This is a genomic window from Nitrospira sp. M1 (assembly GCF_965152605.1).
Genome location: NZ_OZ224217.1, coordinates 1,731,356 through 1,753,641 on the forward strand (window position 1 = coordinate 1,731,356; position 22,286 = coordinate 1,753,641).

General features: G+C 51.9%; 6 protein-coding genes. All 6 read left to right on the plus strand.

The window, feature by feature from the left end; translation table 11 throughout:
* Positions 1-3: 3 nt before the first annotated feature.
* The 6 genes from ACWHX8_RS08110 (at position 4) to ACWHX8_RS08135 (ending at position 22,281) form a co-directional block, all read left to right on the plus strand.
* Entirely contained in the window at positions 4-2,355 is a 2,352-nt protein-coding gene (locus ACWHX8_RS08110) for a penicillin acylase family protein (protein WP_447971448.1), read from the plus strand.
* Positions 2,356-2,485: 130 nt separating this feature from the next.
* Positions 2,486-2,716: an MbtH family protein gene (locus ACWHX8_RS08115; RefSeq protein WP_447971449.1), complete on the plus strand. Its 231-nt coding sequence runs from the start codon at positions 2,486-2,488 to the stop codon at positions 2,714-2,716.
* Positions 2,704-3,486 carry a thioesterase II family protein gene (locus ACWHX8_RS08120; RefSeq protein WP_447971450.1) on the plus strand — a complete coding sequence of 261 codons (783 nt, stop codon included), beginning with the start codon at positions 2,704-2,706 and terminating at the stop codon, positions 3,484-3,486. Before ACWHX8_RS08115 ends, ACWHX8_RS08120 begins: the two co-directional genes overlap by 13 nt.
* A 195-nt stretch (positions 3,487-3,681) precedes the next feature.
* The gene (locus ACWHX8_RS08125) at positions 3,682-4,677 is read left to right on the plus strand and encodes a TauD/TfdA family dioxygenase (RefSeq protein WP_447971451.1); all 996 of its coding nucleotides are present in this window, start codon (positions 3,682-3,684) and stop codon (positions 4,675-4,677) included.
* A 337-nt stretch (positions 4,678-5,014) separates the two neighbouring features.
* Positions 5,015-11,392, plus strand: coding sequence for an amino acid adenylation domain-containing protein (locus tag ACWHX8_RS08130; protein WP_447971452.1), 6,378 nt, complete (start codon positions 5,015-5,017; stop codon positions 11,390-11,392).
* 2 nt (positions 11,393-11,394) lie between these two features.
* The gene (locus tag ACWHX8_RS08135; RefSeq protein WP_447971453.1) at positions 11,395-22,281 is read left to right on the plus strand and encodes an amino acid adenylation domain-containing protein; all 10,887 of its coding nucleotides are present in this window, start codon (positions 11,395-11,397) and stop codon (positions 22,279-22,281) included.
* Positions 22,282-22,286 lie beyond the last annotated feature (5 nt).

Consider the following 22,286-nt stretch of genomic DNA (forward strand, 5'->3'; position numbering starts at 1 on the left):
CTTGTGGCGTGTGCCCTGTACGCGGGGTCTGTGTTGGTCTATGCAGAGTCTCAGAAATTTCTGTCTCATGCCGAGGACTCTCAATCGATTCCCGGTTTATCCGCACCGGTGAATGTAATGTTTGATGCGTTGGGAGTTCCAACCGTGAATGCGTCGACGCGGGCAGATGCCATGCGTGCACTTGGGTACATCACCGCTCGTGATCGCCTGTTTCAAATGGATTGGTTGCGCCGAACGAGCGCCGGGAGGTTAGCGGAGATTGCTGGAAAGTCGGTACTTCCAGTCGATATTCAGCAGCGGGTGTTGGGCATGCAACAGATGGCTCATGCAATCGCGAAACAACTACCTGTCGCACAACGCGTTGTCCTAGAGGCATACGTGGAAGGTGTAAATGCATTTGTCTTACAGACGAATACGCTGCCATTTGAATTTCATTTCTTGGGGTATCGGCCTGAGCCATGGGCGATCGAGGATTGTGTCCTGGTCATGCTGGGGATGTTTCATCCCCCAGAGTGGATGATTGAGCATGAGCGGATGATCACAGTTATGAAGCACGCTTTGCCTCCGGATGTCTTCAACTTTCTCACGTGGGATTTTGATCCGTACACGACTTCATTGTTGCGTGAACGGCAAGAGGTCGGCTTGCCTGATGAGATTCCGCCCATCCCCGTGGAATCATTGGTTACGCTGAAGAAGTCTGTCATGTCTCAACGCACGAGTCAGACTCCACACCCGTTGGATAAATATTGGGGCAGGGGATCCAATGGTTGGGCGCTTGCCCCATCCAAGACGGCGAATGGGCGTACGATGCTGGCCAGTGATATGCACTTGCCAATCAGTATTCCCAATCTTTGGTATCGGGTTCGCTTGCGCTACGAAACACATGAGTTGAATGGGGTGGTTTTACCGGGTATTCCTGCAGTGATCGTCGGGACCAATGGGTCGGTGGCGTGGGGATTTACGGATCCGTTTGTGGATGCCTTGGATTTGGTTACGGTGGAGACGTCTTCGGATCATCCCGATGCCTATCGGACGGCTGACGGGTGGGAGCCATATGCTGTTCGACGAGAAGTGGTCAAGGTCAAAGGCGGACCGGATGTTCCGGTCGACGTCAAGATGACCAAATGGGGGCCGGTGGCACGGAAGCCGCTGTTAGGTAAGTTTGTGGCCATTCACTGGGTGCCGATGGATCCGCACGCTGCGGACTTTGGGCTCCTGCATATGGATCAGGCAAACACGATTCATGAGGCCATCTCGGTCATGAATCAGTCTCGTGGCCCCGCGATGAGTGCCGTGCTTGCAGATAATCAAGGTCATATTGCCTGGACGTTGATGGGCAGGGTTCCACTTCGAAAGGGGATGACAGGGTTCTCCAGCGTGTCCTGGAATGATGAGACTGTTGGGTGGCAGGGATATATTCGACCGGAAGCCTTACCACGAATTGTTGACCCTCCTTCGGGGTATGTGGTGGCCGGGAATCATCGGATGGTGGGGAAAGAATATCCGCATACAATCGGTCACGACTTTCCGAACGGCTATCGAGGGCATCGCATCACGGAACGATTGAAGGTATTAGAAAATGTCTCGGAAGCCGACATGCTGGCCTTACAATTAGATACGGTGAGCCAGCCTTACCAATTTTATCGACAGGTCGCGCTGGATCTTTTGGCGAAGCACCAGGATCACCTGTCTCCCTCGCTCGAGGAACTTCAGGATGTTCTCGCTGAGTGGAATGGACGAGCGGATGTGGACAGTGCTGGCTTGGGGTTCTTACAGCATTTTCAACGTTCACTGAAAAATAATATCTTTGAGCCATATTTAACAGAATGTCGAGCACATGATCAGGATTTTTCCTATTGGGCTGGAGATACAGAGACGGCACTTCGGCGGTTGTTGACCGCGAAGATTCCTTCATTGCTTCCAGGCGCTGCTCACTATCCGACATGGGATGCGTTCCTCTTGTCCGTGCTTCAAAAGAGTGTGAAACAGGTTCTAGAAAAACACGAAACGAAATCTTTGAAAAAGTTGAAGTGGGGTGACTTTAATCGACAGACCTATGGACATCCATTAATACACGTGTTCCCTGGCCTTACCGGTGTACTTGGTTTGCCCAACGAAGCCATGCCGGGTTGCGGAGAATGCGTGCGAGCAAGTTCTGGGGTAGTTGGAGCGACGGAACGGTTAGTCGTTTCTCCAGGCCATCTCTCTGATGCAGTGTTTGAGATGCCGGGTGGGCAATCGGGTGATCCCTTGTCGCCACATTATCGGGATCACCATCGCGCCTGGGTTGAGGGTTTGCCGACGTCGTTGCTTCCAGGGCCAGTACGTCACACGCTTAGTCTTCGTCCAGAGTAAAGAGTCTGGGAAGGTTGAAGATCACATGTACATTGCAAGTGAAAAATGAAAAGCTAGCTCGAAAAGCAGAGAGGCAGAGAGGCACTATTTTATACATCTAAATCCAACATTCACAAAAGGAGGGAAGGTTATGCAAGACGAGGATGAAGATACCACGATTTACAAAGTGGTCGTGAATCACGAAGAACAGTATTCGATCTGGCCGGAGTATAAAGACAACCCGCTTGGCTGGCGGGATGAGGGGACGAAAGGGCTCAAGGCTGAATGCTTAGCGCATATCGGTGAAATCTGGACCGATATGCGTCCATTGAGTTTGCGCAAAAAGATGGAAGAGGCTGAAGCCGAACAATGTCAATTGTAAAGCACACACTGCACTCTGCTGTGAATGTCTGGCTGCCATTTCGAAGGCAAAGAGTCAGGCCTGCCCTACGGCTGTTCTGCTTTCCTTATGCGGGAGGCGGGGCGTCGATCTTTCGGCATTGGGCAGATCATCTTCAAGCGTCAATCGAGATCTGTGCCATTCAATATCCCGGGAGGGAGTCAAGGATGCAGGAGTCGCCCGTCACGCAGGTGGGGCCCCTTGTACAAGACTTACATGATGTTCTAATTGACATGACGGATCTTCCGTTCGTCGTGTTTGGGCATAGTGTTGGGGCGTTGATTGGTTTTGAGTTTATTCGTGAGTTGAGACGGCAGGGAAATCATTTGCCGCGAGGATTGGTGGTTTCCGGAAGTTTGGCGCCTCATCTGAGTGATCACGATCCGCCAATTCATTCGTTGCCAGAGCCTGAGTTCATCCAGAAACTCCGGGCCTTTGAGGGTACCCCAGCGGAGATTCTTGATAATCCGGAGATTCGGCAGTTGTTTTTGCCGGTGTTACGGTCTGACTTTGCACTTCGTGAACATTATGCCTACGAAGCCGAACCGCCACTGTCTTGTCCCATTACGGCGTTTGGTGGCGTTTCGGATCATGAGGTTTCACGGTCTCGGCTCGAAGCGTGGCATGAACTAACGAATGACCGATTTACGGTGTCTATGTTTTCAGGAGGACATTTTTTCCTCCATACGGCCCGGGATCTTGTCTTACAAGAATTGCGGAACGTACTTGATGGCTGTCTGCAGGGGGTGTGATGACAAAGGGAGTGTTAAAAAATCGAAATCTGAAAGTTGAAGTACGAAACAATATCGAATGACAGAATGATCTATTTGTTAATACTTAAGCCAGCGAATCACTCTTGCCGTATTCCTGAAGCTCGGAGTGTCAGAGAATGGCAAAAGACTCCCAACATTTTATGAACAATCATATGCAAAAGGTCATCAATAGCCATGCCTAGTCTTGCGTTAACCGTGCCAATCGATATTCCTGTCAGGCTTGAGACCTTCTCTCATCAGTCATCACTTCCACTTGTCGTTCGACCAATCGATGATGTGCGTCCAGATGCCATCAAGGCTTTTCTTGAAGCCGGTCTTGAATCTTACTTGCCGATTTATGGAGGCATCTTGTTTCGTGGATTCACCGTTCACTCGGCGGATCAATTCGAGTCTATCGCCAAGGCCGTGAGCCAGCGCTTACTGGATTACGAGTTCGGGTCAACCCCTCGTTCGCAGGTCAGTGGGAAGGTGTATACATCGACGGAATATCCGGCTCATCAATCCATTCCTTTGCATAATGAACAATCATACACTCGTGAATGGCCGATGAAAATCTGGTTTTATTCCCGTCACGTGGCCACACAAGGTGGAGAGACGCCGATTGCAGACAGTCGAGAAGTGTACCAACGTATCCCTCAGGCTATTCGGCAACGGTTCATCGACCGGAACGTGATGTATGTGCGCAACTACGGGAATGGGCTCGATGTGCCATGGGAACAGGTGTTTCAGACGACCTCTCGGTTAGAGGTTGAGGCCTATTGTCAACAGACCAACATTGAATGTGAATGGAAAGCGGATGGAAGCTTGCGGACTCGCCAAATCTGCCAAGCCGTCGCGACGCATCCTCAAACCGGCGACTCTGTGTGGTTTAACCAGGCGCATCTGTTTCATATTTCAAACTTAGACCCTCATGTTCTGGATGCATTGTTGATCACCGTAAGTGAGGACGATCTGCCTCGCAATGCGTACTATGGTGATGGGAGTCCAATCGCACGGGAAGATCTAGAGCAGATACACGCCGCGTACCGCCGTGTTGAAGTGCGTTTCCCTTGGCAGCAAGGCGATGTGCTGTTACTCGATAACATGTTGGCGGCACATGGACGGGCTCCGTATGAAGGTGACCGGACGGTGCTGGTGGCCATGGCAGAAGCGTATGGAGAAAAGATGTGAAGTGTTGTTCGTGAAGCGTGAGGTGTAGAGAGAGGTAATACAAAACTCTAATCTCGAAAACCGAATGACAAGGCACTGGAAATGATCGTGAAGTTCGGGACATCTGAAAGTTCCCTCTCCTCTTGTGGGAGACCTGTCTGCGCGCCGAAGCGCTTCGGCGAAGGTAGGGGGGGAGGGTGAGAAGGGATTCACTGAACAGGAGTCAACTCTAGGGATTAGGATCCGTCTGAAGTTTTGAGATAAGAGTTTTAGATGTGTTTTGGATCTCGTGATTGGATGTATTGTTGTATTTCGAATTGCTTAAAAATCACCCTCGGATATATGGAAAGAGCAATCCATGGCTATGACCCTAATTGAGGTTCTACAGAAACACGTGATGCAGGAGTCCGACCGTTTGGCCTATACGTTCCTGACCGATGGTGAACGTGCGACGGTTGACCTGACCTATGGAGAGCTGAATAGCCGGGCTCGTCTCATCGCGAGTGAGTTGCTTAAAACCGAAACGCCTGGTTCACGCGCGGTGTTGCTCTTTCCTCCCGGTCTTGCTTTCATCGTGGCCTTCTTAGGTTGTCTCTATGCGGGAGTGGTTGCCGTTCCGGCTTATCCGCCTCAACGGTCACGGAGCTTTCCGAAATTTCTTTCTATACTACATGATGCCAGTCCAAGTATTGCGCTCTCGACACCACGAATGCGAACTACCATTGATCGACTGGTTCATCGGCTGCGCGATGAGCAGGGAATGGATGATGGCAGCCAGCAGACATTTGAAGCCCTGCGATGGGTTGATATTGAGCCTCACGCTTCTACGTCCACTGAGTCCTGTCCCACAGTCGATGTACATTCCGAGTCTCTCGCATTTCTGCAATACACGTCCGGTTCAACCGGTCACCCCAAAGGCGTCATGGTGACCCATGGCAACCTTATGGCCAACCAACGGGTCATTCAGCATGCATTCGGCCATGATGAACACTCGGTTGTGGTGGGCTGGCTCCCTCTGTACCACGACATGGGATTAATCGGGAATGTGCTTCAGCCGTTGTACTTGGGTGCGCATTGCGTACTCATGGCGCCACATCATTTTTTACAAAAGCCCCTACGATGGCTTGATGCTATTTCACGGTATCGGGCGACTACCAGCGGAGGTCCCAATTTCGCGTATGACTTGTGTGTCAAGCAGATCTCCCAAGCGCAGCGGGAAGGCCTGGATTTGGAGTGTTGGAGGGTTGCCTTTAACGGGGCGGAACCCATCCGTCCTGCCACGTTGGACAAGTTTGAGGCGGCGTTCAAGCCGTGTGGGTTTCACCGGTCGACGTTGTATCCCTGTTATGGCCTGGCGGAATCGACACTGATGGTCTCCGGTGGTGAACCCAAAGCGATGCCAGTATTGACCGCGCTTCAGCCTTCATCACCGGACCGGACTGCGGACATCGTGCATCCAGGGAAGGGGCATGATCATCCGCAGGTCGTTGGGTGTGGGCATGCATATGCTGATCATTGCATCATGATCGTGGATCCCGAACATCGACAACCCTGTGCGGAGGGAAGCGTTGGAGAAGTATGGGTCACGGGTCCAAGCGTGGCGCAAGGGTACTGGAATCGACCGGAAGAATCAGCGGCGACATTTCAAGCGAGGCTCTCGTCCGGAGATGAACCGTACCTTCGAACCGGCGACTTAGGGTTTTTGCACGACGGCCACGTGTTCATCACCGGTCGGCTCAAAGATCTCATAATCATCCGGGGCAGGAACCACCATCCACATGATCTGGAATGGACGGTGTCTCAGAGTCATCAAGCCCTTCGTGATGGGGGTGGCGCAGTGTTCACGATCGACGTTGAGAGTGAAGAGCGTGTGGTAACCGTACAAGAAGTTGATCTTCGCATGAACGGGGATACTCAAGAAATGGTTTCTGGTATTCGCACGGCGGTGGCCGATGCCCATGACCTGCACGTCTATGCGGTTGCCTTAATCAAGCCCGGCAGTCTCCCTAAAACGTCGAGTGGCAAAGTGCAGCGGTATCTCGCGCGTGAGCGATTTCTGGCTCATACGTTAGCTCTGGTTGACGAATCGGTCTTAGATACGACCTCTGTGCCCAATGTCCCACAGGATGCCTGGACTGACATCGAAGCGATGTTGGTGGATGTTTGGCAGGAGGTACTGGAACGTCCGGTGGTGAACCGAGAAAGTCACTTTTTTGCGCTCGGCGGTGATTCGCTACGGGGGACGCAAGTGCTGTCCCGCATACAAGAGCGTTGTGCTGTTGAGCTTTCGTTGGAAGATTTGTTTGAACATCCAACGGTAGCTAAGTTGAGTGAGTATATTTCTTTCTTGCTACGTGAAGGGCTTGCATCCGTTCATGCTAATCAATCTATCCCACTGAATGCGTCAGTAGGAGCGCAAGATCAACCATTGTCTTTTGCTCAACAACGATTATGGTTTTTAACCGAACTTGATCAAAGCAGCCCCTTCTACAATATTCCTATAGCATTGAAGTTCACAGGTCTTCTGGATGTTCCGGCAATGGAGTGGAGTCTTCAAGAGATCGTGCGTCGGCATGACGTGCTGCGGGCGACCTTTCCTTCCAGTGGGGGTAAACCTGTTCAGGTCATTAATGAAAAAAGTAATCTCGAACTGGCTAGAACGGATCTCAGCAAACTCGATGAAAAAGAACAAAAATCTGCGGTTCAACAGTTGGCTGTTGACGAGGCACAACAAGCTTTCGACCTCGCGCATGGTCCGTTGGTTCGTATGAAGTTATTGCATCTCAATAAAGAGACTTCTGTATTGTTTGTGACCATGCATCATATTGTGGCTGATGGATGGTCGGTGGGTATTCTCGTTCGTGAATTGGGCTCAATGTATAAGGCTGCACTCGAAGGCAAACCTTCACCTTTACCTGCCTTGCCTCTTCAATATGTGAATTATGTGCAGTGGCAAAAGCTGCGTCTTCAAGGGCCGTTTTTAGAGGGTCAATTGGCGTATTGGCGAAAGCGTTTGCAGGGAACCCCAGCGATGTTGGTGTTACCGACGGATCGGCCACGGCCATCAGTCCAGAGCCATCGAGGGGCTATGCATTCTTTCATGATCCCTTCGCCAGTATTTGAAATAATTCGGCATCTGAGCCAACAACAAGCAACAACGATATTTACAATATTGTTGTCTGTCTTGAAGATAATGCTCGCACGCTACACAGGCCAAGTGGATATTGTTGTCGGGACACCGGTGGCAAACAGATCTCAAATAGATATAGAGAAGCTCATTGGATTTTTTGTCAACACGTTGGTTCTTCGGACGGATCTATCTGGGGATCCTTTTTTTAGTGAAGTACTGGCCCGTGTACGCGAAACCGTATTAGGAGCCCAGGCACATCAAGCTGTACCGTTTGAGCAAGTTGTGGAAGCCGTACAGCCTGTTCGGAAGTTAAGCCATAGTCCCCTTTTTCAAGTGATGATGGCTTTACAGAATATGCCATTGGGTGAACTTGAGCTACCTGGTCTTGAGGTGAGCCAACTGCACACGGAAAGTGGTACCTCGCAATTTGATATGAATATCGCGTTTATGGAAAAGGCAGAAGGGCTCTGTGGAATGTGGGAATACAACACCGATCTCTTTGATGAGCAGACAATCGAGCGCATGGCTGCACAATTTACGACGTTACTAGAAGCTGTGGTGAATACTCCCCATTTACGCATTTCGCAGTATTCACTTCTCCCCGAGGCTGAACGAAGACAGGTACTCATAGACTGGAATAGGAATGGAACGTCACATTCGTTGAAGCATAATGTGGTGGAGCAACTTGAGGCACGAGTGTTAGCAGCGCCACATGCTGAAGCCGTCATCGGTAAAGGGGGGAGTTTGACCTATGATGTCCTCAATGTTCGGACGAATCAGTTAGCACATCACTTAAGAAGCTGTGGCGTTGGTCCTGAGGTGCGAGTGGGGTTATGTTTGGAGCGTTCATGGGAAATGGTCATAGCTTTGTTAGGCATTCTCAAGGCCGGTGGCACATATGTACCCATTGATCCTACCTATCCTTTTGCCCGCCAAAAATGGATGCTGATCGATGCCCAGGTTACGCTCCTGCTAACCCAGGAGCGGCTTGTCTCGCGGCTATCCGAGAGCGGTATTAAAATGCTGCAGCTCGATACCGACTGGGATACGATCGCGACCGAGTCGTCGGAAAATCTCCATGCGATACTTGAGCCCGATCAAGCTGCCTATGTGATTTACACCTCTGGGTCCACAGGAACTCCCAAAGGTGTGGTGGTGACTCATGGGGCACTGAACAATCATATGCAATGGTATCAGCAAGCATTGCCACTGACATCAACGGATCGCGTCCCGCAAAAATACTCGTTGAGCTTTGATGTCGGTAGCTTGGAAGTGTTGGCACCGCTGTTGGCTGGGGCTCGCCTGTGCCTGCTCCCGCCGATTAAACACTTTGATAGTCAGGCTTTAGCGGAATTTTGTCTGAAGCAAGAAGTGACGGTGATCGATGTCGTGCCGGCGGTGTTACGGGTGCTGATGGAGGAGCCTGCGTTTCGGCGCTGTGGAGCTTTACGGCGGATCATCTGTGGAGGTGAAGTGCTGCCTTTCGAATTGCAAGCGCGAGTGTGGGCCGTGCTAGGTGAGTCAGTGGAACTGCATAATCTTTATGGGCCGACTGAGACGACGATGGATGCGACGGCATGGGCATGTCAGCGAGGGATGGAGCAGACGACGATCCCCATTGGACGACCGATCTCGAACATGCAGGTGTATGTGTTGGATTCGCACCTACAACCGGTGCCGATTGGGGTGTGGGGGGAGCTCTATATCGGCGGCTACGGGCTGGCGCGGGGCTATCATCAGAATCCCGAGCTTACAGCAGTGCGGTTTTTGCCCGACCCTTTTAGCCTTATACCTGGGAAGCGGTTGTATCAGACAGGTGACCGGGTTCGGTACTTGACCGATGGCAATTTGGAGTTTCAGGGGCGAGTAGATGAGCAAGTGAAAGTTCGAGGTTTCCGGATAGAGGTAGGTGAAATTGAGGCAGCGATCTCACGACATTTAGGGGTGGAAGCATGTGCCGTCGTGATTTATGAAGATGAAACTCATCAGAAGAACTTGCTGGCATATGTAGAGCCAAAGCTTGGGTTGCCAGAATTGTGGCCTTCAGTTGGTGAATATCCCGTCTATGACGCTGTCATGTATTACGCGATGACTCATGATGAACTCAGAAATCTCACTTATCAGACAGCGATTGAGCAGCTTGTTCCCAGAAAAACAGTCGTGGATCTTGGTACCGGAGCTGATGTGTTGTTGGCACGAATGTGTGTGGAGGCTGGAGCTGAGCATGTGTATGCCATAGAGATGCTGGAAGAGGCATATAAACAGGCGCAATCTCTTATAGAAGAGGTCGGATTATCCAACAAAATTACCCTTGTTCATGGTGATGTCATGCAAGTTCAGTTACCAGAGTCCGTGGATGTCTGTGTATCTGAACTGCTTGGTCATATCGCCTCTTCCGAAGGCGTAGTAAGTATCTTAAACTCTGCCAGACGTTTTCTGAAAAAAGATGGTGTGATGATTCCTTTTCGAAGTGCAACAAATATTGCAGCAGTGTCATTACCAGATGCCGTTGCACAGCAGCCAAGGTTTTCGGAGTTAACGTGGCCATATGTACAAAAGATTTTTTCTGACGTGGGGTACCCGTTTGACGTACGAGTAGGAATTAAGAATTTTTCGCGCATTCATTTGTTGTCAGATGTTCAGCAGTTTGAAGATTTAGTCTTTACCGGACTAATTGACCCTCTTGCTAAGACGGACATTACTTTGAAGATACATAAGAATGGACGCATCGATGGATTTTTGTTGTGGTTGGCATTCTCGACAATTGAAGGACAAGTCAATGATGTTTTAACGGGACGATATCATCAATATAGCTGGATCCCAGTCTTTTTCCCTGTCTTTTATCCCGGAATCGAAGTTCGAAAAGGGGATTCCATCCATGCTGTTGGATATCGGCTCATGGACGAACATCCTGTTCACCCCAATTACCGATTGGAAGGAAAACTCATCAGAACAGGTAGTCCGCATGTAGAGTTTACCTACGACTCGGCCTATCGACAGCCGTTGTTTCAACAGACGACCTTTTATCAAAGACTCTTTTCTCGGGGATCGTCTGATTTACAACCAACCCCAAAAGATCTTCGAGGCGAATTGCGAACCTATCTAGAACAACAACTCCCGGATTATATGGTTCCCGCCGTCTTTCACATAGTGAAGGAAATTCCTTTAACGCCAAATGGAAAGATCGATCGTCATGCCTTGCCTGTTCATGAAGTACAACGTTCGATGGTGAGTGTGAGCCATGTCGTGCCGGAGACAAAGATTGAACAAGCTATTGCGTCAGTGTGGCGGGACATTTTGCATATCCAAGATGTTGGGATTCATGACAGTTTTTTTGATCTCGGTGGCAATTCATTGTTGCTCACGCAGGTGAAAAGCAAACTACAGAATATGATTCAACGCGAGATTTCAATTGTCGATTTCTTTCAATATCCAACGATTCATGCTCTAGCAGAGTTTCTTGCACGGTCGGAAAACGGGCATATGAAAGAACAGAAACGTCTTGACGATGTGCAACGTATAGACAAAGGGAAAAGTCGTCTGGCTCAACAACGTGCACGAAGGAAAGATCAGGGAATGCAGAAGCAGGAAAAAAGGACACAATGACCATGCCTTCTTCTCAAGATCAGAGCTTTAGTGGCCTGGAAGTTGCCATCATTGGAATGGCTGGTCGATTTCCGGGCAGCAAAAATATTGATGCCTTTTGGCACAATTTATGTGGTGGGGTTGAGGCTATTTCTACTTTGAATGATCTAGAGCTAAGAGAGTCTGGAGTGCCAGAAGGTTTACTCAGCGATCCAAAGTATGTTCGAGCCCGTGCCCTATTAGATGATATTGATGTGTTTGATGCGAGTTTTTTTGGTGTGCTCCCCAAGGAAGCTGAACTATTGGATCCGCAACAACGCCTCTTTTTAGAATGTGCGTGGGAAACACTTGAATATGCGGGATATGACCCTGAGCGTGGCCATGGCTCAATCGGCATGTACGCAGGATCGAGTACGAGTGGTTATATGTTCAATGTCTTCCCACACGGGGTATCTTTGCAATCGGCTGCAGACATGGCTGCGCTTCTCGGGGTAGAAAAGGATGCTCTTCCTACGCGTGTGTCTTACAAACTCAATTTAGAAGGCCCAAGCCTTGCTATACAAACCGCCTGTTCCACATCCTTGGTTGCTGTTCATCTGGCTTGTCAAGGTTTATTAAGTGGGGAATGTGATATGGCATTGGCAGGTGGCGTGTCAATTACCGTGCCCCAGAAGGTCGGCTATCTGTACCAAGAGGGGAGCATTGTTTCGCCGGATGGCCATTGCCGGGCATTTGATGCGCAGGCGCGCGGCACGGTTGGGGGCAGTGGTGTGGGATTGGTGCTCTTGAAGCGGCTTGAGGATGCGATTGAGGGAGGCGACCATATTTTGGCGGTAATTCGCGGATCGGCGATCAACAATGACGGAGCTGCAAAAATAGGGTATACCGCGCCGCGCATTGACGGACAAGCGAAGGTGATTCATGCGGCACAGCTTGCAGCAAACGTGAAAGCTGATTCCATCACCTATGTGGAAGCGCACGGAACGGGAACCACTTTGGGAGATCCGATCGAAGTTGCCGCATTGACGAAGGCGTTCGGACTGAGTACGGAACGTCGAGGGTATTGTGCGTTGGGTTCGGTGAAAACCAACATCGGACACCTCGATGCCGCGGCGGGTATTGCCGGATTGATCAAAGCCGTCTTGGCGCTTCACCATAAATACATCCCGCCCAGTTTGCATTTTACCGAAGCCAATGCTGAGATCGATTTTCCCTCGACCCCGTTTTATGTGAACACGAAACTACAAAAATGGCAACGAAACGGTCAGCCGCGCCGTGCCGGTGTCAGCTCATTCGGTCTTGGCGGCACAAATGCGCATGTCGTCTTGGAAGAAGCACCGATGCTGATGCGTCCATCAGTCTCCTCCAGATCGTGGTGCTTGCTCCTTCTTTCAGCAAAAACACCCACGGCACGAGAGGCTATGATTCCTCGTCTTCTCAATCATTTCAAGCAATCGTCCGGACAGAGTCTGAGCGATGTGGCGTATACGCTGCAAGTCGGCCGTCAGCATTTTGCGTATCGTGCCATAGCGATTTGCCGGGACGTCGAACAGGCCTGCCGTATTCTTGAAGGCGACGATCCTGTGTGTCTACAAGTCGCCGATACGGTGTCGGACACTCGCCCAGTTGCGTTTTTATTTTCCGGACAGGGTGCGCAGCATGTGGACATGGCGCATCAGGTGTACGCGGAAGAACCGGTGTTTCGTGAAGCGGTTGATCACTGTCTTGATTTGCTGAAACCACACACCAGTTTTGACTTACAGCCTCTCTTTTCTCAAGATGAGAACACGCGACAAACGCTATCGGAGAGCGTCAATCACACCGGTATAACACAACCCGCCTTGTTCATCATCGAGTATGCTCTTGCAACATTATGGATGGAATGGGGGGTACGTCCGAACGCGCTGCTCGGCCATAGTATTGGCGAGTATGTAGCGGCCTGTCTTGCTGGGGTCTTTTCGTTGGAAGACGCGCTCTATGTCGTCGCGGAACGCGGACGTCTTCTTCAGAAGCTGCCTGAAGGGGGGATGCTTGCAGTGGCCGTATCGGAATCACAGATGCGTCCATGGCTTGAGAGAGGATGCGATCTTGCAGCCGTCAATACGTCGGAGTTGTGCGTGCTGTCAGGACCAATACCGGTGCTTGAATCGTTAGAGCAGGATTTGAAAGAACGGGGGATCACCTCGCGTCGTCTACATGTGTCTCATGCCTTCCATTCCGCGATGGTCGAGCCCATGCTTTCGGAATTCCTGGAGACAGTCAAGAACGTGGAACGTCGTCATCCGCGCATCCCGTTCCTTTCAAATGTGACGGGCACATGGATTACGAAGGAGGAAGCCATCGATCCACAGTATTGGGTCACGCATGTTCGTCAGACGGTCCGCTTTGCCTCGGGATTGCATGAATTGTTCAATGATCCCAAGCAGGTCTTGTTGGAGGTTGGACCTGGTGAAACCCTCAGCCTGTTGGCACGTCGGGAGCTTGCCAAGAAGGAGTGCAGTTCGCATCAGGGCGCTCATTCGGACGTTCCGTTCTGCATTCTCTCGTCCTTGCCCCATGCGCAAAAAAGTCATTCAACGGGTGCGCACCTCTGGGAAACCGTCGGCAAGCTGTGGCTTGCGGGTGTTTCGGTGGATTGGTCTCGAATGTATGCTGGAGAAACGTGTAAACGAGTCCCGCTCCCAACCTATCCGTTCGAGCGACAACGGTATTGGATCGAATCAAGTAGATACGGTGCATGGACAGGCCCGATAAGCGAGGATCGAATGGAAACCGATACCGTGGCACATTCGAACATGGCTCCTCAGACTGGTGAACATAATCGTCAGAGGCCATTCCTTCAGGTTCCGTATGCGCCTCCACACAGCGAATTGGAGAAACGAGTCGTCACAGTCTGGGAGGACCTGTTCGGGATCGACCAGATTGGTCTGCATGACTCGTTTTTTGAATTGGATGGAGAATCCCTGTTAGCGGTTCAACTCCTGTCTCAGATACGGACAGTGTGTCACGTTGACGTGCCTCCTGCCGATTTTTTTGCAAATCCAACTGTCGCTGGCATGACGAAAGTCATCGCCGTCAAGCAAGACGAGCCTGATAGAGTTCTGACCCCTTCAATTCGTCCACGTGCATCCCAAATGCCTATCCCGCTCTCCTTTGCTCAGGAACGCTTATGGTTTTTGGATCAGCTGGAAGGGGGAAGCCCATTTTATCACCTATCAATTGGTGTCGACTTGGAGGGGCACCTTGAACCAGCGCTCGTTGAGCAGGCGCTCAACCGAATCATACGCCGCCATGAAGCCTTGAGAACGACCTTTGTCACAACCGATGGACAGCCGGTTCAAGTGATCAGACATGAAGAGTACGTATCCCTCACGGTCGAGGATCTCTCGTCCTTGTCGGCGAGTGACCAAGAAGATGAGATCACGCATATTGCCAATCACGAAAACCAGCGTCCCTTTTACCTTGACCAAGAGCCGGCGATTCGCATGAGTCTCCTCAGGTGTTCGGAGCGAGAGCATGTGTTTCTGCTGACGATACACCATATCATTGCCGACGGTTGGTCGATGGGGCTCCTCATTCGAGAATTTGCCGCGATCTATGAAGAACTCAGGAATGGGACGTCGTTGGAACTGCCGGAACTCTCCGTCCAGTATGCCGACTATGCCTGTTGGCAACGGCACTGGCTATCCGGCGAGACAGTGGAACGGTTGGTGCGCTATTGGAATGCACAGCTTCAGGGCATTCCGGCAAAACTGGATCTTCCAACGGACAACCCTCGCCCGGCCTCGCAGACCTACAGAGGGTCGACATTCAAATTTTCATTCCCCATTGCTTTGACCTCCTCGTTGCGGGAGTTCAGCCGACAACAGCATGTCACCCTCTTTACGACACTACTGGGTGCGTTTCAGGTACTGTTGAGCCGCTATAGCGGACAAAACGATTTTTGTATCGGTATGCCCGTGGCCAATCGGAACCGACCGGAAATCGAAGCATTGATCGGCCTGTTTGCCAATACTTTAGTCCTTCGCGCCGACGTATCCGGTGATCCATCCTTCCGAGAATTAGTGGCCCGAACACGCGAGACGGTGCAAGCCGCTCAGTCGCACGGGGATCTGCCGTTCGAGAAGCTGGTTGAAGAACTGCAGCCGGTTCGCGACCTCAGTTACAGCCCACTTTTCCAGGTGATGTTTTCTTTACAGCAGAGTCATTTGGAAATGGCAACGCTTGAAGGGTTGAATTGGAAATACAGGGAACACGAATCCGGATATGCGAGATTCGATCTCACGCTCGACCTGATTGAAAGCGATAATGAGTTACAGGGCATCTTTGAATACAGCACGGATCTGTTCCATCGAGAGACCATCGCCAGGATGGCGGACCATTATCAGACCTTACTGCAAGGCATGGTTGCTATGCCTGACGCAGCGATTTCTCAACTTCCGATCTTGACGGATAGAGAGCAGCAGCAAGTCCTTGTGGAATGGAATACCACGGAGGCGCCGCCTCCGCATGTCGCCTGTTTGCATGAGTTGTTCGAAGCCCAAGTTCAAAAGACTCCTGCTGCTATAGCCGTCGTGGATGGCCAGCAAGAGCTGACGTACGAGGAACTCAACGCACGAGCGGATTGTGTGGCGAAGACGCTACGGGATATGGGCGTCGGCCCAGATGTCTTTGTGGGACTGTGTGTTGAACGGTCTGCAGTCATGGTGATCGGAATGTTGGCCATACTCAAGGCGGGTGGGGCCTACCTGCCGATTGATCCAACGTATCCCCAGGAGCGAATCGCTTTCATGCTTGAGGATGCGGATGTGGCGGTGTTGCTGACGCAAGAGGCCTTGCGCTCACAATTGCCCGATGTTTACGCATCAATCCTCGATCTTGATGCCGAATCGACCCAGGCTTCTCAATCGATGGAGGGTCGAACGGTTCATGGCGTCATTCCTCAGAATGTGGCGTATGTGATCTATACCTCTGGGTCTACGGGAAGACCCAAGGGGGTGATGATCTCACATGCCAGCGCATCCCACTTCCTCTGGGCCATGCAGAATCAATTGACCTTGACGAAGCATGATACCTTTCTCGCGGTCACATCTCTCTCGTTTGACATTGCGCTGCTCGAGTTGTTTCTCCCGCTCATCGTGGGTGCGACCGTGTCGTTGGTCGATAGGGGGATCGCTCAGGATGGCCTGCAATTGTTGGAGCGTTTCGAAGGTTCTGACGTGACGATCATGCAGGCGACGCCCGCGACCTGGCGTATGTTGTTGAATGCTGGATGGGACGCATTGGAGCGTCCGCAGCCAATAACCGTGCTGTGTGGAGGGGAATCGCTCTCTTCGGATTTGGCAACTCAGCTTCTGCCGCATAGTGTTAAGCTTTGGAATCTGTATGGTCCCACTGAAACGACCGTTTGGTCGGCCAGGCAATTGGTGAGCAATGCTGACGGCCCCATTCCTATAGGCAGGGCCATTGACAACACCGTCATCTACCTGCTCGATCCGGCCATGTGTCTCGTGCCGATCGGTGTGCCTGGAGAGCTGTACATCGGCGGCGAAGGGTTAGCGCGAGGGTATTGGAATCGTCCGGAGTTGACGGCCGAACGATTTGTACCGAATCCGTTCGCGACGGCATCAGGGGAACGACTCTACAGGACCGGGGATATGGGCCGTTGGCGTTCGAATGGGACCATCGAGTTTTGGGGTCGGACGGATCATCAAGTCAAGATTCGAGGTTATCGCATCGAACTGGAAGAGATTGAGGCCCGATTGGCCGAATGTCCGGCAGTCAAACAGGCTCTGGTGACGGTGCACGAGGACCGGCATGATCACAAGCGGTTACTCGGCTATGTTGTGACGGATGAAGCCATCGACACGACTGCACTTAGTGCGTTTCTGAAAACTCGCCTGCCGGAATACATGGTTCCCACGACATACGTTGTGCTCGATGCCTTCCCCTTGACACCGAATGGCAAGATCAATCGTCGAGCGTTGCCGGCACCGGATCTGAGCGGAGAGAGCCGTCACGGCTACGAAGCACCCAGCACCAAGATGGAGCAATTGCTGGCCTCGATATGGAGTGAGGTGTTGGGCGTCGAACGAATCGGCCTTCACGACAATTTCTTTGTACTGGGCGGAGATTCCATTCTGAGCATTCAAGTTATTTCTCGCATCAGACAGCATGGCGTCAAGGTATCGCCGCGTCAACTCTTTCAGAATCAGACGATCGCCGAACTCGCAATAGTGGCAGATTCCATTGCCAGTGATGAGTCGATACACCAGGACCCTGTAGAAGGAGAGGTGTTACTGAGCCCTATTCAGTACTGGTTTTTCGAACAAGATGTGCCCAATCCGCATCACTGGAATCAGTCGCTGTTGTTGGATCTCAAGCGTCCGCTCGATCCTGCCATCATAGAACAAGCCGTACAGTCTTGGGTTGCCTGTCATCTTGCGCTCCGTCTGCGGTTTGAGAAGGATGGAGGAGAATGGCGACAATGGTATGGTGAGCCAGTGGATCAGCCGATCTTTCATCTCGTGGATCTGTCCACGTTTACGAAAGACCAACAAGCTACGCGAGTCGAAGAGGAAGTTACACGATGGGAAGCCAGTCTGGATCTAACCCATGGCCCCGTCCTACGTGTGGTGTTGTTTGTGATGGGTGGGCTCCAGCCGGATCGTTTGTTGTTCGTGATCCACCACTTAGTGACGGACGGGATTTCTTGGCGGGTGCTGATGGAAGATTTTCATGTGGCCTATGAACAGGTTGCTTCGGGGAATCCCATTGAGTTGCCGGCGCTAACCTCATCGTATGCCAGTTGGAGTGCGCGGCTGTACGAGTACGTTGAACGCGGAGCCCTAGAGCAGGAAGCGGCCTATTGGTTGGATGATGTCCGGTGTGATGTGCGGCCGCTTCCCGTCGATCATCCGACGGGAAGCCGAAAAGAAGTCACTGCAGAAATACTTCATTTTTGGTTTGATGAGAACGAGACTCACTCTCTTATTCATGGTGTGCATGCGGCGTATCGAACTCGGATAAACGATATTCTCGTTACCGCTCTCACTCAGACCCTCTCCCAGTGGAGTGGCCATGATTCTGTCTTGATCGACCTTGAAGGTCATTGGCGCGAAGATCTTTTCCCGGAGTTAGACCTGTCCCGGACGGTTGGATGGTTTGCCGGCGTGTATCCCGTGTTGTTGAACGTGTCCGCAACTGGGCCGATCGAAGAAATACTGAAAACGATCAAGGAGCAACTTCGGCAGATTCCTCATGGCGGCTTGGGCTATGGTATGCTGCGGTATCTTCCTTGCCGTACCACACAACAAGATGTTCGGGAACGGCTCAAGGCATATCCAGCGGCTCAAGTGCGATTCAACTATCTTGGGCAAATGGATCATGTCTTGCCGGAGCATTCGCCATTCGTGCCGTCAATCGATGCTGCTGGATTGGATCGTGATCCGCAAGCAGAGCTTCCGTATGAACTAGACGTGAATTGTGATGTCTTGGGTAATCGGCTGCATGTCTCGTGGACGGCAAGCCGTGAGCGGTATGATCGGGTGACGATTGAGCAATTGGGACAGCAGTTTCAGCGGAATTTGATCGCCTTGGTTCAGCATTGCCTCACGCCTGAGATCGGCGGTTTCACGCCTTCGGATATTCCCCTCAGCGGACTGGATCAACCCACGATCGATCAGGTCGTGTCCGAGCAACACGATGTCGAAGATGTCTATGTCCTTTCTCCGTTACAACAAGGCCTGCTGTTTCACAGCCTCTATACTCCGCAGACCGGGGTTTACCTTGAACAACTCTGTTGCACCTTAGAAGGCAATGTTGATGTTGAACTGTTTGAACAAGCCATGCAAGACACGCTACATCGGCATCCGGCTCTCCGAACCTCATTTATGTGGGAGGACCTCCAAGACCCGATTCAGATTGTTCACACCCAGGTTCCTCTTTTGATTCTTCATGAAGATTGGCGAGCGCTTACAGGGGATAAGCAGCAGGGTCAGCTCACCGACTACCTGGCCGCAGACCGGCAACGTGGATTCGACCTTTCCTGCGCCCCATTGATTCGCCTCGCTCTCTTTCGGACATCCGATGCTAGCTATCGCTTTGTGTGGACGCATCATCATATTCTGCTGGACGGATGGTGTGTGTCCCTGATTTTCGAAGAGTTTTTTGCTCGCTATACGGCGCTTCAACAGGGAGGACAATCTGTCTATGCGCCAGGACCGGCTTACCGCAACTATATTGCCTGGCAGAAGACGCAAGATCTAGCTGCGGCAGAGCGCTATTGGCAATCAAATCTTCAGGGATTTCTCGCACCGACGCCCTTAGGTTTTGCTCCCAGTGAGAGTGCGGCACAGCAGGAAACTTCTGCTGACTATGGGGAGCTGTCCTTGTGTTTTTCTGAAGCCATGACTTCAGGCTTATCGGCCGTGGCCACTCAATCGCAGGTTACCCTCAATACCGTCATGCAAGGCGCTTGGGCGTTGCTGTTGAGCCGGTATAGTGGAGGCAATGACGTCGTATTCGGAGTTACGGTGTCCGGTCGTCCTCCGGAACTGCCGAACGTGGAATCCATGATCGGGTTATTTCTTAACACGCTTCCCCTTCGTGTCAAACTCGACCCCACGCTTTCGGTGTCGGAATGGCTTCGCGCATTGTTCACCAAAAATTTCGAAATGCGAGAGTACGAGTATGCTTCGCTGTTCCATATTCAGCGGTGGAGTGATGTCAAGTACGGACAACCTTTATTCGAAAGTTTGCTACTCTTCGAAAATTATCCGATGGGACAGGGGTTTGAGGGGGCGGGGCAGACCTTAACGCTGAGTGAGGTCAAGATCAATAGTCAAACGCATTATCCTCTGACGCTTGATGTGAGTCCAGGTCCGCCTTTTCAGGTAAACGTGTCGTATGACCGAGGACGTTTTGATGACAGGACCATGACACAAATCCTCCAACATTATCGGTTGATATTAGAAACAATCGCTAGTGAACCAACCCAATGTTTGGGTGATGTAGGCATGCTGACAGAAACTGAAGCCCAGTGTCTCATCACCGCCTGGAACGCGACAGAGCAGGTGTGGGATGAGAAGACGCAGAATGTAGTGGAGTTGTTTGAGGCCCAGGTGGTACGGACGCCGGACGCCGTGGCAGTGGTCTGTGAGGATCAACCTGTAACGTATGCGGAGCTTAATAACCGAGCAAATGTGGTGGCGTATGCGTTAAAGGCCAAGGGTGTGGGCCCAGAAACCCTCGTAGGCATCTGCCTAGAGCGGTCAGTGGCGATGGTGGTGGGGGTGTTGGGCGTGTGGAAAGCCGGTGGCGGGTATGTTCCGTTGGATCCTTCCTACCCACAAGCGCGGCTCGCCTATATTCTTCACGATGCTCATCCAGCTGTCGTTCTGACCCAGCCGTCGTTAGGTCAAGTCTTGCCTCAAGCTGACGCCCAAATGGTGTATCTCGACCAAGATGGCGTGTGTGTGTCTGATGAGGTTGGAGAGCACATGAGTCAGTCTCTCGGGCTTGAACATCATGCCGGGCACACCGCCTATGTAATCTATACGTCGGGGTCGACCGGGCAGCCGAAGGGTGTCATGATCTCGCAGGCCAATGCGCTGAACTTTTTAGCCGCGATGCGGGAGCAACTGGAGCCGACCGCGTCTGATCGTTTGTTGGCTGTGACGTCTCTCTCATTCGATATTTCTCTCCTCGAACTTCTATTGCCGTTGATAGTGGGTGCGCGGGTGATTCTCGCGGATACAGCGATGACACACGATGGCCTGCAGCTACGCGACAAAATCCATGCGAGCCAGGTGACGATGATGCAGGCGACGCCATCGACGTGGCAGATGTTGATAGACGCGGGATGGGACGGCACAGTTGGATTACGTACCCTATGCGGAGGCGAAGCCCTGACGGCCGAATTAGCCTCAGACTTGATCAAACGGAGCGGCCCGGTGTGGAACCTGTATGGCCCGACGGAGACGACAGTGTGGTCGACGATGACGTCTGTGACAGAACCTGGCGAGGGGATTTCCATAGGTCAACCAATCGCGAATACGCAGACGTATGTGCTGGATGCTTCGTTCCAGCCGGTGCCGATCGGGGTGTCGGGAGAGTTGTATATCGGGGGCGTAGGCCTGGCGCGCGGGTATTGGCACCGTCCTGAGCTGACAGCAGAGCGATTTGTGCCGAATCCATTCAGTTCGCGGGGTGGGGAGCGGTTGTATCGGACGGGCGATGTGGCACGGTATCGGCCCGATGGAATGCTTGAATGCCTGGGGCGGGTTGATCATCAAGTGAAGCTTCGAGGGTATCGGATTGAGCTGGGCGAGATCGAAGCGCAGTTGAGCCGGCAGGAAGGAATACTGCAAGCTGTTGTTGTTGCTCGCGCGGGGCAGGCAGGGGGCATGGAGTTAGTAGGTTATGTGGTGCCCATAACGGGGAGCACATGGGACGTGAGCATGACGAAAGATGCATTAGCGAAACAGTTACCCGGATACATGGTGCCTGCAAACTGGGTAATGCTGGAGCAAGTGCCACTCACGCTGAATGGCAAGGTCGATCGTCATGCGTTGCCGATTCCAGAAGCCAGCGGTCCGGCAAAGGAGTCTTACGTGGCACCACGAACGCCAACCGAGGAGGTGCTCGCTAGCATCTGGGCAGAGGTGTTGGTACTGGAGCGAGTGGGTGTTCATGACAACTTCTTTGAATTGGGCGGGCATTCCTTGTTAGCAGTGAGACTTCTTTCAGCTATCCAGAGTACTTGTCAGGTTAAGCTTGAGCTCGCGTGTCTATTCGCGTCACCGACAGTATCGCAGTTAGCGAAAGAGATCGATTCGAGTGAGAAGGCGTTGACGCAAAATGATGTGCAATGGATGAAAGGGATGTTAGACGAACTAGTCGAAACATAGGGGAT